Annotated in this window: 15 protein-coding genes; 9 read left to right on the plus strand and 6 right to left on the minus strand. The window is 70.2% G+C overall.

From position 1 onward, the window contains the following. Window positions 1–66 precede the first annotated feature (66 nt). On the plus strand, window positions 67–642 hold the full coding sequence (locus J5226_RS21590) for a GNAT family N-acetyltransferase (RefSeq protein WP_215836930.1): 576 nt from the start codon (window positions 67–69) through the stop codon (window positions 640–642). A 69-nt stretch (window positions 643–711) separates the two neighbouring features. Here the strand turns inward: J5226_RS21590 and J5226_RS21595 are convergent, their stop codons facing one another. From J5226_RS21595 to J5226_RS21605, 3 genes are read right to left on the minus strand one after another with little or no spacing between them, the layout of a single operon-like run. Beyond that, window positions 712–1,002 carry a hypothetical protein gene (locus J5226_RS21595; protein ID WP_215836931.1) on the minus strand — a complete coding sequence of 97 codons (291 nt, stop codon included), beginning with the start codon at window positions 1,000–1,002 and terminating at the stop codon, window positions 712–714. A gap of 35 nt (window positions 1,003–1,037) precedes the next feature. After that, a complete protein-coding gene (locus tag J5226_RS21600; protein ID WP_215836932.1) occupies window positions 1,038–1,289 on the minus strand; it encodes a hypothetical protein in 252 nt (83 codons plus the stop codon). Next, window positions 1,286–1,687: a hypothetical protein gene (locus tag J5226_RS21605; RefSeq protein ID WP_215836933.1), complete on the minus strand. Its 402-nt coding sequence runs from the start codon at window positions 1,685–1,687 to the stop codon at window positions 1,286–1,288. Before J5226_RS21605 ends, J5226_RS21600 begins: the two co-directional genes overlap by 4 nt. A gap of 92 nt (window positions 1,688–1,779) precedes the next feature. On the opposite strand from J5226_RS21605, the gene mfd reads away from it, so the two are divergent. Both mfd and J5226_RS21615 read left to right on the plus strand, forming a co-directional pair. Further along, a complete protein-coding gene (gene mfd / locus J5226_RS21610; protein ID WP_215836934.1) occupies window positions 1,780–5,256 on the plus strand; it encodes a transcription-repair coupling factor in 3,477 nt (1,158 codons plus the stop codon). Window positions 5,257–5,560: 304 nt separating this feature from the next. After that, on the plus strand, window positions 5,561–6,043 hold the full coding sequence (locus J5226_RS21615) for a heme-binding protein (protein WP_215836935.1): 483 nt from the start codon (window positions 5,561–5,563) through the stop codon (window positions 6,041–6,043). A 229-nt stretch (window positions 6,044–6,272) separates the two neighbouring features. Here the strand turns inward: J5226_RS21615 and J5226_RS21620 are convergent, their stop codons facing one another. Further along, complete coding sequence (locus J5226_RS21620) at window positions 6,273–7,655, minus strand: alpha/beta hydrolase (RefSeq protein ID WP_255322882.1); 1,383 nt, start codon at window positions 7,653–7,655, stop codon at window positions 6,273–6,275. 236 nt (window positions 7,656–7,891) lie between these two features. Between J5226_RS21620 and J5226_RS21625 the strand changes: the two genes are divergently transcribed. From J5226_RS21625 to aqpZ, 5 genes are all read left to right on the plus strand, one after another. Further along, window positions 7,892–8,416, plus strand: a complete 525-nt coding sequence (locus J5226_RS21625) for a phosphoglycerate mutase family protein (RefSeq protein ID WP_215836936.1) — start codon at window positions 7,892–7,894, stop codon at window positions 8,414–8,416. 223 nt (window positions 8,417–8,639) lie between these two features. After that, complete coding sequence (locus J5226_RS21630; RefSeq protein WP_215836937.1) at window positions 8,640–9,023, plus strand: hypothetical protein; 384 nt, start codon at window positions 8,640–8,642, stop codon at window positions 9,021–9,023. 355 nt (window positions 9,024–9,378) lie between these two features. Then, the gene (locus J5226_RS21635; protein ID WP_215836938.1) at window positions 9,379–10,239 is read left to right on the plus strand and encodes a pirin family protein; all 861 of its coding nucleotides are present in this window, start codon (window positions 9,379–9,381) and stop codon (window positions 10,237–10,239) included. Between the two features lie 127 nt (window positions 10,240–10,366). Then, window positions 10,367–10,837 (plus strand): hypothetical protein, encoded by a 471-nt coding sequence (locus J5226_RS21640; RefSeq protein WP_215836939.1) that lies wholly within the window; start codon window positions 10,367–10,369, stop codon window positions 10,835–10,837. 244 nt (window positions 10,838–11,081) lie between these two features. Next, window positions 11,082–11,795 (plus strand): aquaporin Z, encoded by a 714-nt coding sequence (gene aqpZ / locus J5226_RS21645; RefSeq protein ID WP_215836940.1) that lies wholly within the window; start codon window positions 11,082–11,084, stop codon window positions 11,793–11,795. Window positions 11,796–12,031: 236 nt separating this feature from the next. Here the strand turns inward: aqpZ and J5226_RS21650 are convergent, their stop codons facing one another. Then, window positions 12,032–12,292, minus strand: coding sequence for a hypothetical protein (locus J5226_RS21650; protein WP_215836941.1), 261 nt, complete (start codon window positions 12,290–12,292; stop codon window positions 12,032–12,034). On the opposite strand from J5226_RS21650, the gene J5226_RS21655 reads away from it, so the two are divergent. Continuing rightward, complete coding sequence (locus J5226_RS21655; RefSeq protein ID WP_215836942.1) at window positions 12,291–12,626, plus strand: hypothetical protein; 336 nt, start codon at window positions 12,291–12,293, stop codon at window positions 12,624–12,626. The genes J5226_RS21650 and J5226_RS21655 overlap by 2 nt on opposite strands. Here J5226_RS21655 and J5226_RS21660 read toward each other — a convergent pair. After that, window positions 12,551–13,408 carry a pirin family protein gene (locus J5226_RS21660; RefSeq protein WP_215836943.1) on the minus strand — a complete coding sequence of 286 codons (858 nt, stop codon included), beginning with the start codon at window positions 13,406–13,408 and terminating at the stop codon, window positions 12,551–12,553. The two genes, J5226_RS21655 and J5226_RS21660, sit on opposite strands and share 76 nt — an antisense overlap. Window positions 13,409–13,723 lie beyond the last annotated feature (315 nt).

The raw sequence follows: 13,723 nt of genomic DNA on the forward strand, positions 1-13,723 counted from the left end.
CGACCGGCGGCCGCGCCTGAATCAGGATGAAGGGCCAAATTCGTCACAATGTGCCACTATCCGCTCATGGCCACGCGTGAACGTCTCCCGCCCTGGCACGAACGCCAGCGCCTCCCCAACGGACGCGAAGTCCTGATCCGTCCGGTCAGGCCCGAGGACGCCGATCCTCTTCGCGCCGGCTTCGCCCTGCTCCAGCCCGACGAGGTGCGCCAGCGCTTCCTCTACGCGCTGAAGGAGCTCACCCCCGAGATGGCCGAGCGCTTCACCCGGGTCGATCCGCGCACCGAGTTCGCCCTGGTCGCGGCCGAGCCGCTGCCGCCGGGCGAGGCCCTGGTCGGCGCGGTGGCGCGGGTCGCCATCGACGAGCGCACCCAGGACGCCGAGTTCGCGATCCTGGTCAGCCGCTACATCGCCAACATGGGCCTGGGCCGTTATCTGATGACCCGGCTGGTGAAGTGGGCGCGCGGCAAGAAGGTGCACCGGCTTTACGGCGACGTGTTCGAGCACAACACGCCGATGCTGTCGCTGGCCCAGTCGCTGGGCTTCGAGCGCGAGTTCCACCAAGACTCGCCGGGCCTGATCCGGGTCTCGCTGGACCTGCGCAGCAAGCCCGCGCCGGCCGAAGCCGCCGGCGGCACCTGATTCTTCGCCTCGTTTCGCCGTCCGCCGCCGCGCGCGGCGGCGGCGGCGGACGACTTGCGTACCCCTGTTTCAGAACGGCAACGGCACGTTGCCGACTTGATCGCACATCACCGTGACGGTGTCGGAGTACGGCCCCGACTGACCGATCAACTGGCCGGACACGATCTCGGGGCAGTCGCCATAAAAGCTCACGCCCACCAACGCGGTGCGCGCGGCGTCGCTGTAATAGCTGGTGACCGACACCGGACTCGGCGGCGTCGCCGGCCCGGCCGCCCCGGCCGAAGCCGACACGACTGAGGCGGCCAGCAACGCCCACGCCAGCGGCTTGCGCGCGGCGGCGAAACGAACAGTGCTCAGCATGGGATTCCTCGCTTGAAGTTCGCCACGACGCGGGCTCAGGGCTCGGTGCCCGGCGGCGCCGGACACGGCATGTAGTAGTAGGTCTTCTGGCTGGTGCGGGTGCCCCACGGCAACGGCCGCGGCGATCCTTCCGGGCACACGCCGTCGACATCGCCGCCGACCGCCTCGCCTTCGAGCCAGTACGTGGTGATCAACAGCTTGCCGGTGGGCGGCGATATCCCGGCCGTGGCGGTCGCGGCGAAGCCCAGGGCCGCGGCCAGCGCCGCGCGGTACAGGAGCGGTTTCATCGTGCTTCCTCCAACGGTTCGACGCGCGGCGCCGCGATTTCGACGCTGCCGCAAGGCAGATAGCTGATGACCGGCGTGCCGCCCGTGCGTCCCCACGCCAGCGGCTGCGGGCCGGGACAATGGCCATAGACGCTGCGGCCCACGACCGTGCCGTTCTGGGTCCAATCCACGATCATCCAGGCGCCGTCCGGCGGCGCCGGCAGCGCCGAACCGGTCGACGAGAACGCGCCGCCCAGCACCAGCAGCGCGGCCGCGAGCGGCCATTTGCGATGGTTCCCTTTCATTTCGTCCTCCTTGTCTCCATTGAGAGTGGGCGCGCGCTGCGCGGCCCGCGCCGAACGACCGGTTCGCGCAAAGTCCGCGATCGCGGACCGATCCTGGCCGGTATAGCGCGTCATCGTCGCCGCTTCCGCGAACTCCCCCGCAAAGCGCGCGTCCGTCCGTCGCCGCTTCCCGCCGCCGCCTCTGGAATTACACTAGCCGCCCCGCAATGACCCAAGCTTCCGCATCCGTGTCCCTGCTGCCCAAATCCGGCCAGCAGCGCGCCTGGTGGCGCGCGCCGGCCTCGCCCTCCGCGTTGGCTTGGGCGATCGCCCAAGCCGCCGGCGAACACGACGGCCCGCTGCTGGCCGTGACCCGCGACAACCACGGCGCGCATCAGCTCGAAGCCGACCTGCGCACCTTGCTCGGCGCCGCCGGCGCGGCCGACGGCGCGCTGCCGGTGCTGCCGTTCCCGGATTGGGAAACGCTGCCCTACGACGTCTTCAGCCCGCACCCGGACATCGTCTCGCAGCGCTTGTCGGCGCTGCACCGCCTGCCCGCGCTCAAGCGCGGCATCGTGGTGGTGCCGGTGCAGACGCTGCTGCAGAAGCTCGCGCCGCTGCGCCACGTGGTCGGCGGCAGCTTCGACGTGCGCGTCGGCCAGCGTCTGGATCTGGACCAGGAAAAGCGCCGGCTCGAATCGGCCGGCTACCGGCACGTGCCGCAAGTGCTCGACCCCGGCGATTTCGCCGTGCGCGGCGGCTTGCTCGACGTGTACCCGATGGGCGCGGATTCGCCGTTCCGGGTCGAGCTGCTCGACGACGAGATCGAAACCATCCGCGCCTTCGATCCCGAATCGCAGCGCTCGCTCGACAAGATCGAACGCGTGCACCTGCTGCCGGGCCGCGAAGTGCCGCTGGACGAGGCCTCGCTCAAGCGCGCGCTCGACGCGCTGCGCGAGCGTTTCGATCTCGACACCCGGCGCAGCGCGCTGTACCAGGACCTCAAGGCCGGCCTGGCGCCGTCGGGCATCGAGTACTACCTGCCGCTGTTCTTCGAGCAGACCTCGACCCTGTTCGACTACCTCGCCGGCAACGTGCTGCCGGTGATCGCCGACGGCGCGCTGGAGGCGGCCGACGCGTTCTGGACCCACACCGGCGAGCGCTACGAACAGCGCCGCCACGACATCGAACGCCCGCTGCTGCCGCCGGATCAGCTGTACCTGACCCCGGTCGGCCTGCGCGAACGCCTCAACCAGGGCGAGCGCATCGAACTGTGCGGCGAACAGCACGCGCAGCGAACGCGCGCGCTGGCGCTGGGCGACCAGCCCGCGCCGAGCCTGCCGGTGGCCGCGCGCGACGCCGCGCCGGCCGAGGCGCTCAAGTCGTTCTTGTCGAACTACCCCGGCCGCGTGCTGATCGCCGCCGACACCGCCGGCCGCCGCGAGGCGCTGCTGGAAGTGCTGCAATCGGCCGGCCTGCGCCCGGACGTGGTCGCCGACTGGGCCGCGTTCCGCGACGGCGCGGCGCGCTTCGCCATCGCGGTGGCGCCGCTCGACGACGGCTTCGCCATCGACGAACCGGCGCTGGCGATCCTGACCGAACGCCAGCTGTTCCCCGAACGCGCCTCGCAGCCGCGCCGGCGCAAGCGCGCCGGACGCGAGCCCGAGGCGATCATCCGCGACCTCGGCGAATTGTCCGAAGGCGCGCCGATCGTCCACGAAGATCACGGCGTCGGCCGTTACCGCGGCCTGATCGTGCTCGAAGCCGGCGGCCAGCCCGGCGAATACCTGGAAATCGAATACGCCAAGGGCGACCGGTTGTATGTGCCGGTCGCGCAGTTGCACCTGATCAGCCGCTACTCCGGCGCGTCGGTGGAAACCGCGCCGCTGCATTCGCTCGGCGGCGAGCAATGGACCAAGGCCAAGCGCAAAGCCGCGGAGAAAGTCCGCGACGTCGCCGCCGAACTGCTGGAAATCCAGGCCAAGCGGCAAGCCCGCGCGGGTCTGGCGCTGGACGTGGACCGGGCCATGTACGAGCCCTTCGCCGCGGCGTTCCCGTTCGAGGAAACGCCCGATCAGCACTCCTCGATCGAAGCGGTGATCCGCGACCTCGGCAGCAGCCAGCCGATGGACCGGGTGGTCTGCGGCGACGTCGGCTTCGGCAAGACCGAAGTCGCGGTGCGCGCGGCCTTCGTCGCCGCCGCGGCCGGCAAGCAGGTCGCGGTGCTGGTGCCGACCACGCTGCTGGCCGAGCAGCACTACCGCAACTTCCGCGACCGCTTCGCCGATTGGCCGCTCAAGGTCGAGGTGCTGTCGCGCTTCAAGACCAGCAAGGAGATCAAGGCCGAGCTGGAGAAGCTCACCGAAGGCAAGATCGACGTGGTGGTCGGCACCCATCGCCTGTTGCAGAACGATGTGCGCTTCAAGGATCTCGGCCTCGTCATCGTCGACGAAGAGCAGCGCTTCGGCGTGCGCCAGAAGGAAGCGCTGAAGGCGCTGCGCGCCAACGTGCACTTGCTGACGCTCACCGCCACGCCGATCCCGCGCACGCTCAACATGGCCATGGCCGGCCTGCGCGACCTCAGCATCATCGCCACCCCGCCGGCGCACCGGCTGGCGGTGCAGACCTTCGTCGTGCCCTGGGACGACATGCAGCTGCGCGAAGCGTTCCAGCGCGAGCTCTCGCGCGGCGGGCAGGTCTACTTCCTGCACAACGACGTGGAAAGCATCGGCCGCATGAAGCGCCAGCTCGAAGAGTTGGTGCCCGAAGCGCGCATCGGCATCGCCCACGGCCAGATGGCCGAGCGCGAGCTGGAGAGCGTGATGCTCGACTTCCACAAGCAGCGCTTCAACGTGCTGCTGTGCACGACCATCATCGAGTCGGGCATCGACATCCCCAACGCCAACACCATCATCATGAACCGCGCCGACAAGTTCGGCCTGGCCCAGCTGCATCAGCTGCGCGGCCGCGTCGGCCGTTCGCACCATCGCGCCTACGCGTATCTGGTGATCCCGGACCAGCGCTCGATCACCGCCGACGCGCAGAAGCGCCTGGAGGCCATCGCCTCGATGGACGAACTCGGCGCCGGCTTCACCCTGGCCACCCACGATCTGGAAATCCGCGGCGCCGGCGAGTTGCTCGGCGAGGATCAGAGCGGGCAGATGGCCGAGGTCGGCTTCAGCCTCTACACCGAGTTGCTGGAACGCGCGGTGCGTTCGATCCGCCAGGGCAAGCTGCCGGACGTGGACTCCACCGACGCGCGCGGCGCCGAAGTGGAGCTGCATATCCCCGCGCTGATTCCCGAGGATTATCTGCCCGACGTGCACACCCGCCTGACGCTGTACAAGCGCATCAGCGGCGCGCGCGGCACCGACGAGCTGCGCGAGTTGCAGGTCGAGATGATCGACCGCTTCGGCCTGTTGCCCGATGCGTCCAAGCACTTGTTCGCGGTGGCCGAACTCAAGCTCGGCGCGACCGCGCTGGGCATCCGCAAGCTCGACCTCGGCGACAAGGGCGGCCGTTTGCAGTTCGTCGAACGGCCGAACGTGGATCCGCTGTCGATCATCAAGATGATTCAGGGGCAGCCCAAGCTGTATCAGATGGACGGGCCGGACAAGCTGCGGATCAAGTTGGAGTTGCCCGATGCGCCGGCGCGTTTGGCGGCGGCGAAGGGATTGCTGACCTTGCTCGACACCAAGCATTGAGTTGGGCGGCCCCGTGCGTAGGAGCGGCGTGAGCCGCGACCGCGGGGTGGCCCGGTTGCGTCGTAAGCGAGGTGTCGCGGTCGCGGCTTGCGCCGCTCCTACAGGGAGCGATCGCCGCGCTGCCCGCGTCTGGAAGGAAAAGCCGGCTCACCGCGAACCAGCCGCAGCCCCTGTAGGAGCGGCGCAAGCCGCGACCGCGCCAACCCAACCACGCCGCAACCAACCACGCACCCAGTACAAAACACACTGCCGCCCCGCCCGCCGCGCCGCTAGCCTGCCCGCACCTTCGACCCAAGGCCCGCGCATGCTCCGCCACTCGCTCCCACTCGCCCTGTTGCTCGCCGCCGCCATGCCCACCCACGCCGCTCCGCCGCTCAAATCGCAGCTCCCGCAGCGCACCGTGCTCAACCTCGCCGCCGCCGAACAAATCGCCGCGGCGGCCGCCGCCAAGGCGCGCGAGCAGAACCTGACGGTCTCCATCGCCGTCGTCGACGAAGCCGGCCGGCTCATGCACTTCCAGCGCATGGACGGCACGCCCAACTCCAGCGTCGAAGTCGCCATCGGCAAGGCCGTGCACGCCGCCGACTATCGCCGCGACAGCGGGTTCCATCAGAAGCTGCTGGAAGGCGGCAACCATGTCGTGCTCGGCTTGCCGCATGCGCTGCCGATCGAGGGCGGCGTGCGCTTGCTGCTCGACGGTCAGGTGATTGGCGGGATCGGCGTGTCGGGCGCGCAGGCGGCGCAGGACGGGCAGATCGCGCAGGCCGGCGCCGATTTGTTGAAGTGAGGCGGCGAGGCGGCTGGTTGAAGCTCGCCGGGTCGCCTTCTTCCTACGACGATCGAGCCCGGAAGGCTCGACCTCCGCATCCGGCCGGACCGAGGCCATCGCACCGTCCGCCTAAGCGCCGCCGAACGCAGCGCTTCGACGCGCGCCGCGTCGCGCGTTGCAACGGAGCGAGGGCTTACGGCCGCCCCGCCGACGCAGCGTTCCCCGACGCGCTCCCTACAACCGCGTATCAACGCCCGGGCGGCAACGAGCGCTCGCTGCACGCCGCCGTCGCGCACGGCGCGGCCTGGCCGTAGCGCGGCAGCAGCTCGTTGCCGCGGATGAAATCCGCCATCAAGCGGAAGTAACCCTCCGGCTGGCGCGTCGACGCGCGTTCGCCGTCGGCGCCGGTCTCGAACTCGTACAGGCCGTGATCGGCGCGCGCGAACACCGCGCTGACGATGGGCCGCCCGGCGGTTTGCAGCGCGCCGAGCCGGCGCAGGGTTTCGCCCGGCGGCGCGTCGCGGTCCTCGCCGCCGAGCAGCCACAGCTGCGGCGTATCCAGCGCTTGCAACAGCGGCATCGGGTCGTACTGCGCGGGAATGCCGCGCACCAGGGCGCGCGCGTCGCGGCGGATGACGTCGGGTTCGCTGGCGAGCAGATACCAAGTGAAATTGCCGCGCACCGAGCGATACCACGGCGCATCGGCGTATTGGGCCTTGACCGCAGCCAGCCGTTCGTAGCCTTCGCTGAAATCGCTGTCGATCAGCTCGGCGGTGGCGTCGGCGATCTCCATCGCGCCGGCCAGCGCGTCGGCGCCGAAACCGGCGCGGGCGATGTCGGCGGCGATGGCTTCGCGGTCTTCCTCCAGCGGCGACACCGCCAAGCCGAAGCTCACCACGACGAAATCCACCGGCGCCAACCGCGCCGCCAACGGCGCGACCCAACCGCCCTGGCTGCCGCCTTGGTAGCCGACGCGTCCGACGCGGTCGCCGGCCAGCCGCCGCGCTTCGCGCATCGCGCGCACCGCGTCGACGGCGAGGGTCAGATAGTCCTGGGTGTAGCGCCCGCCCGAGGCGCCGGTGCCGCGCTTGTCGTAGACGAAGGTGCCGATGCCGGCGGCGGCGAATTCGCGCTGCAGCGAATAGTCCTGCACGGCCGAATCGTGTTCGGCGCCGTGGATCAGGACCACCAACGGCACGCGGCCTTCGCCCGGCGGCAAGGTCAGGCGCCCGGCGAGTTCGACGCCGCTGCCTTGAAAGCGCGTTTCCACGATGCGCAGCGGCACGCGCCGGCCCGCCACGCCGTCGAAGACGAGGCCGGCGCGGCCGCAGTCGCGCAGCGCGACGCGGTGTCCGTCGGCGCGGTCGGTCCAACCCAAAGTGCTGATCCAGGCCGCACCGTCTCCGCGCTTCAACGCGCCGGTGCGGCCGTCGCTCAGGCGCCAGCGCAAGCGGCCTTCGCCGGCCGGGCCGATATCGAGCGCGCGGCCGTCGTCGAGGCGGTAGCTGCCGGTTTCGCAAGCGGGCGTGGACTCGGCCGCGGCCATCGCCGGCATCGGGCCCATCGCCAGCAACGCCGCGAACGTCAGCGCGGCTCGCCGCGCGCTCCACTGGTGCGATGCGCTATTCATCGGGACCGTTCTCCGCTTCGGATTCGACCGCACGCTACGCCGTCGCGCGGCCGCGCCGCCAGCGCGGTGCGACGAAGCCGCCGGAGCCGCGACGAAATCGCCGGGGCGCGGAACGAAACGCGCCAGCGCAGCGGCTCGCCGCGCGCTCGTGCGCACGGTGCGAACGCGCCGCGCGACACTCGCGCGCTCGGCGAGCGCCGCAGTAAGCTGCCGGCATCCTCGCGCCGCCGACCGCCATGAAGACTTTCGCCGCACCGCTCCTGCTCGCCGCCGCGCTGGCCACGCTCGCCGCCTGCGCCAGCGCGCCCTCCGCGCCGCCGCCGGGCGGCGCGCGCTACATCGTCGTGCGCCACGCCGAAAAAGCCAGCGACGACCCGCGCGATCCCAACCTCGCGCCCGCCGGCCGCGAGCGCGCGCAACGCTTGGCCGCGCGCCTGCGCGAGGAGCCGCTGCGCGCGGCCTACGCCACCGCGTATCGCCGCACCCAGCAGACCGCCGAGCCCGCCGCGCGCGAACACGGCCTGCAGACCATCGTTTACGACGCCAAGCTGCCCGCCGCCGAATTCGCCGCGCGCGTGCGCAACGAACAGCCCTCCGGCGCGACGCTGATCGTCGGCCACAGCAACACCGCGCCCGACATCGCCGCCGCGCTGTGCGCCTGCGCGGTCGAGCCGATGCCGGAGACCGAATACGACCGGCGCATGATCGTGGAGATCGACCCGCAAGGCCGGGCGACGCTGCGGATCGAACGCGACCGCTGATCGCGATGCGTGCCGACGCGCGAGCGCAGCCCGCCGTCGCGCGAACCGTTCGCGCCACCGGCTCGCACCGCCGCGCCACATCGACGGCACCGCCGCCGCATCGCATTCGGTGACGCCGCCCGCAGCCCCGGCCCGCGCGGCTGGACGCCGCCGCGCCGATCGCCGAGCATCGCCGCGATACCGCCCGTCCGATCCCACCGCGCACCGCGCTCAGGAGCCTTCGATGAAACCCGTCCCCTTCGCCGCCTCGCTCGCCTGCGCGCTCGCGCTGGCCGCCTGCGCCCACGCCGGCGGCGAAGGCCGCAGCCTCGCCGCCGGACAATCCGCGCAACTGCATCCCGGCGACAGCGTCGCCCTGCCCGACCGCTCGCGCCTGCGCTTCGTCCAGGTCGTCAACGATTCGCGCTGCCGCCCGAACGTGCAGTGCATCCGCGCCGGCGAAGCGGTGCTGGCGTTCGAGCTGACCGGCGGCGACGGCGCCAAGTCGGCGCTGTCGTTCGACACCTCCGCCGAGCCGCGCCAACGCGCCGGCGCGTGGGTGGTGGAATTGCAGTCGCTGGATTTCGCCGAGCCGCCGCAGGCGACGGTGAAGGTCGAGGCGAACTGAGCCGCGCCGGCCGCCGGCCGGAACCTCCGCGCCCGAAGAGGACGTTCCCGCGGATTCCGCGGGTGCTTGTTCGGGGCCGAGCTGCGAATGCGGAGAAGCGGAGAAGCGGGGAACGAGGAACGAGGAACGAGGAACGAGTAATAGCTTGACCGCTGCCGCTCGCTTCTCGCTCTTCCGCCCTCGTTGCCTAAAGTCCCCGCCCACGCAACAAACGGCCGCGAAAACGCCGGTCGCGCGGGGCCGCCCCGCTCGGACACCACCCCGCCACGCGCAACACCGAGTTGCGCTCGCGGTCGCGCGATTGCAGCCCAGACGTGCCACTCTGCCGGCATCGATCCCGCAGGAGAGCCCGTCCATGACCATCCTCGTCGCGCCGCGCGTTCACGACCTCGGCGGCTTCCAGGTGCGCCGCGCCGTGCCCAGCCTGCAGGCCCGTTCGGTCGGGCCGTTCGTGTTCGTCGATCACATGGGCCCGGCCGAATTCGCCGCCGGCCAGGGCATCGACGTGCGCCCGCATCCGCACATCGGGCTGGCCACGGTCACCTTCTTGTGGGCCGGCGCCATCGGCCACCGCGACACCCTGGGCAGCGTGCAGGACATCCATCCCGGCGACGTGAACTGGATGACCGCCGGCCGCGGCATCGCCCATTCCGAACGCACGCCCGACGCGCCGCGCGCCAGCGGCCAGGCCGTGCACGGCCTGCAGACCTGGGTGGCGCTGCCGCGCTCGTTCGAGGAAACCGCGCCGGCCTTCCATCACCATCCCGCCGCGACCCTGCCGCAGCAGCGCCGCGACGGCGCCTGGCTGCGCATCGTCGCCGGCCGCGGCTTCGGCGAGGAATCGCCGGTGCGGGTGTTCGCCGACACGCTCTACGTCGCCATCGATCTGGACCCCGACGCCGAGCTCGATATCGAGGACAGCCACGCCGAGCGCGCCCTGTACATCCTGGAAGGCCAGTCGCAGCTCGACGGCGCCGACCTGCCGGAGAAGCACCTGATCGTGCTCGACCCCGGCACCCGCCCGCGCCTGCGCGCCCAGACCCCGCTCAAGGCCATGCTGCTCGGCGGCGAGCCGCTCGACGGCCCGCGCCACCTGTGGTGGAACTTCGTGTCCAGCTCGCGCGAGCGCATCGAGCAAGCTAAACAGGACTGGGCGCAGGGCCGCTTCGGCCAGATCCCGGGCGAGCACGAATTCATCCCGCTGCCGGAGCGATAGATTTTTCCGAATCTGCCCTAAGACTTTGCATAAGCGTTTGTCAATCCCCGCAAACTCGACTAAGGTCACGGTCGAGGGCTCTCGCAACACTGCTTAAACCATCAGCCGGTTTTCAGGGGGACGTGTCGTGAAGTCATGGGGGAAGGGCCGCGCGTTGCCGTGGCTGGGATTGCTGTTCGTTCTGTGCGCCACCGCCAAGGCCCAAGAGGCCGCGCCGGCGCAGGGCAATTGCCCGATGTTGCCGGCGTCCACCGGCCTGCATTGGGAATACCGCGGCACCGCCGATACGGATTTCTGCCGCGCGCTGCGCGAGGACGGCAGCGAGGCGTTCGGCCTCTACATCGCCGCCAAGCAACCGTTCGAGCCCAAGCGCAGCAACCGCGCCGAGGACGCCACCATCGACGGCAAGCAGATCCACTGGTACCGCAGCGAAATCGCCGGCAAACCGGAAGTGCAGGCGCGCGAAACCCTGATCGAGGTCGGCAACGGCAAGATCGCCCACGTGTGGCTGCAGGCGCAGTCGCAGGATCAGCTCAAGGAGGTCCTCGGCCAGACCGAGGGCTTGCGATTTCAGTCGTCCCGACTGAGCAGCAAGTAAACCGCCTCATCACATCGCAAATGATCCGATGCCACCGTCCCTGGGCGGTGGCATTTGTTTTGCCGCTTCAGGGGTGATTTTTGTGACGCGTTGCACATTTTCCCGGGTTCGCGCAGCATGAGAATCGGCCTGGCTGAACAGGGTCCGCGTTAACGCCGCTCCCTGCTGAACAGGCGCGATCGTCGATCCCGGGGCCGCTGTCTCTCGCAAGAGAGTCGCCCATCCCTCTTTAAGGAAAGACATCATGATCAAGCGACTGGGTGCGGAGTTCATCGGTACCTTCTGGCTGGTGCTCGGCGGTTGCGGCAGCGCCGTGCTCGCGGCCAATTTCGGCGGCGCCGGCAACCCGCTCGGCATCGGCCTGCTCGGCGTGGCGCTGGCGTTCGGCCTGACCGTGCTGACCGGCGCCTACGCGCTGGGCCACATCTCCGGCGGCCACTTCAATCCGGCGGTGAGCTTCGGCTTGTGGGCCGGCGGCCGCTTCCCCGCCAAAGACTTGTTGCCCTACATCGTCGCCCAGGTGCTCGGCGCGATCCTCGCCGGCTTCATCCTGTTCCACATCGCCAGCGGCACCGGCAGCTTCAGCATCGATCCCAACGCGGCCGGCGCCTTCGCCAGCAACGGCTACGACCTGATGTCGCCGGGCGGCTATTCCGCGGCCTCGGCGTTCCTGACCGAAGTGGTGATGACCGCGATGTTCCTGGTGATCATCCTCGGCGCGACCCACAAGAACGCGCCGGCCGGCTTCGCGCCGATCGCCATCGGCCTGGGCCTGACCTTGATCCACCTCATCAGCATTCCGGTGACCAACACCTCGGTGAATCCGGCGCGCTCGACCGGCGTGGCCCTGTTCGCGGGCAGCGCAGCGCTGGGGCAGCTGTGGATGTTCTGGGTGGCGCCGATCCTGGGCGGCCTGATCGGCGGCGCGGTGTATCGGTGGTTGGGCAAGGACGACTGAGGGCGGTGGGTCGGTAACGGAAAAGCCGCGCGGTTGCGCGGCTTTTTCGTTTGGGGGGCGGTTCCGTCGTTGTTGGGTTGGCGCGGTCGCAGCTTGCGCAGCTCCTACAGGGGCTCCGGCGGGTTTCGTTTCCGACTGTAGGAGCTGCGCAAGCTGCGACCGCGCCACCTCGGTTACGGCGAAACCCGCATCGCAGCCGCGCATCCGCGGTCGCGGCTTACGCCGCCCCTATACGACTAGCGCGCGGTTTTCTGGCCTACGGCGATGCCGGCGAGATCGATCGCGGTTTTCTGCAGCTGCGCGGCGATGGCCGCGTCGCCGACGCCTTCGGCGGCGTCGAGCATCTGGTACACCGCTTGCAACTGGCGCAGGCCGCGCGGCGGCACTTTCTTGATCTTGCCGCCGACGATGACGAAGCCGCCGGCGCCCGAGGCGACTCCGGCCGAGACGTAGCTGGCGACGATGACGAACTGGCGCGGATCGATGCGGGTGGCCATGACGGTGCTCCTGAAGAAAGCCGCGATTCGCGCGGCGCGTACGCCGTGTGCGCGCACGCGCAAGCGCGCGGCGCGGCGGCACACTCAGGACAACGCGCGCGTTCGCGGCGCCCGGCCAAGCGCTGCATCGTTCGCGGCGTTCGCGCGCGACTCGCCGCGCGGCGCCGACGACGCGATGCGCAAACGCGGCGCGAACAAGAAAAAGGCCACGCCGGAGCGTGGCCTTTCTTCATCGCATCGGCGTCGTCGCGGCGCCGCTCAGAACTTGCCTTCCTGGAAATCGACGAACGCCTGCATGATTTCCTGCTTGGTGTTCATCACGAACGGACCGTAACGCGCCACCGGCTCGCGCAGCGGCCGGCCGGCGACCACGATCAGGCGGCTGCCGCGGCCGGCATCGCCGAGCTTCAGCGTCGAACCGCCCGCCAACACCACCATTTCCTGCGCGTCGACCGCGCGCGCATCCTCGCCGTCGCCGAGCGACACACCGCCTTCGTACACGTAGACGAACGCGTTGTGGCCTTCGGGCAGTTCGTACTCCCAGGCCGCGCCGGACTGCAGCTCGACGTCGATGTAGACCGGGTCGGTCGCCGGCTGGCGGATCGGCCCGCGCACGTCGCCGATCTGGCCGGCGATCAGCTTCACCCGCACGCCGTCGGCCGGCGTCAGCTGGACGATGCGCTCGGGCGCGAACTCCTGATACTTGGGCTCGGTCATCTTCTCGCGCGCCGGCAGATTCACCCACAGTTGGAAGCCGCGCATGCGGCCTTCCTCCTGCTCGGGCATCTCCGAATGCACCAGGCCGCGGCCGGCGGTCATCCACTGCACGCTGCCGGGCACCAGCACGCCTTCGTTGCCGTGGTTGTCGCGATGGCGCATGCGGCCGTCGAGCATGTAGGTGACGGTCTCGAAGCCGCGGTGCGGGTGCTCGGGGAAACCGGCGAGGTAGTCCTCGGGCTGGTCGGTGCCGAACTCGTCGAGCAGCAGGAACGGATCGAGGTCGGGCAACTGCGGCCCGCCGATGACGCGGGTCAGGCGGACGCCCGCACCGTCGGACGTGGCCTGGCCGCGCAGCTTGCGGCCGACGCGGGCGTAAGTGGTGGCGGTGGTGGCCATGGGCCTTGCTCCTAAGGGATCGCCGGATTGGCGCTGGAGCTAGGATGCCACTGCATTTTCAGAACGATACGACCAAAACTGCAATCATCCGTAACAAAAACGGAACGAAAGCCCCCGGAGCCCCTGTAGGAGCGGCGCGAGCCGCGACCGCGACAACCCAACTACGCCGAAACCTCCGCCGCGAGCGGAACCCCCGCAGTCGCGGCTCGCGCCGCTCCTACCGGGAGCCTTCGGCGGTTACGGCGCGGACCACGGCTACCGCGCCTTAACCGAGCCAGCGACGCTTCCCGTCGGATCGCGTTCGAGAACCTCAAG

This window comes from Lysobacter sp. K5869, from assembly GCF_018847975.1.
Taxonomy (GTDB): Bacteria; Pseudomonadota; Gammaproteobacteria; order Xanthomonadales; family Xanthomonadaceae; genus Lysobacter.

Bases quoted from the DNA above. Each gene is read 5' to 3' on its own strand.
- J5226_RS21625 (WP_215836936.1), top strand. From the start codon at position 7,892: ATGAAGACTTTCGCCGCACCGCTCCTGCTCGCCGCCGCGCTGGCCACG.
- mfd (WP_215836934.1), top strand. From the start codon at position 1,780: ATGACCCAAGCTTCCGCATCCGTGTCCCTGCTGCCCAAATCCGGCCAG.
- J5226_RS21635 (WP_215836938.1), top strand. From the start codon at position 9,379: ATGACCATCCTCGTCGCGCCGCGCGTTCACGACCTCGGCGGCTTCCAG.
- J5226_RS21590 (WP_215836930.1), top strand. From the start codon at position 67: ATGGCCACGCGTGAACGTCTCCCGCCCTGGCACGAACGCCAGCGCCTC.
- J5226_RS21615 (WP_215836935.1), top strand. From the start codon at position 5,561: ATGCTCCGCCACTCGCTCCCACTCGCCCTGTTGCTCGCCGCCGCCATG.
- J5226_RS21600 (WP_215836932.1), bottom strand. From the start codon at position 1,289: ATGAAACCGCTCCTGTACCGCGCGGCGCTGGCCGCGGCCCTGGGCTTC.
- J5226_RS21655 (WP_215836942.1), top strand. From the start codon at position 12,291: ATGACGGTGCTCCTGAAGAAAGCCGCGATTCGCGCGGCGCGTACGCCG.
- aqpZ (WP_215836940.1), top strand. From the start codon at position 11,082: ATGATCAAGCGACTGGGTGCGGAGTTCATCGGTACCTTCTGGCTGGTG.
- J5226_RS21630 (WP_215836937.1), top strand. From the start codon at position 8,640: ATGAAACCCGTCCCCTTCGCCGCCTCGCTCGCCTGCGCGCTCGCGCTG.
- J5226_RS21605 (WP_215836933.1), bottom strand. From the start codon at position 1,687: ATGACGCGCTATACCGGCCAGGATCGGTCCGCGATCGCGGACTTTGCG.
- J5226_RS21595 (WP_215836931.1), bottom strand. From the start codon at position 1,002: ATGCTGAGCACTGTTCGTTTCGCCGCCGCGCGCAAGCCGCTGGCGTGG.
- J5226_RS21650 (WP_215836941.1), bottom strand. From the start codon at position 12,292: ATGGCCACCCGCATCGATCCGCGCCAGTTCGTCATCGTCGCCAGCTAC.
- J5226_RS21620 (WP_255322882.1), bottom strand. From the start codon at position 7,655: ATGAATAGCGCATCGCACCAGTGGAGCGCGCGGCGAGCCGCGCTGACG.
- J5226_RS21660 (WP_215836943.1), bottom strand. From the start codon at position 13,408: ATGGCCACCACCGCCACCACTTACGCCCGCGTCGGCCGCAAGCTGCGC.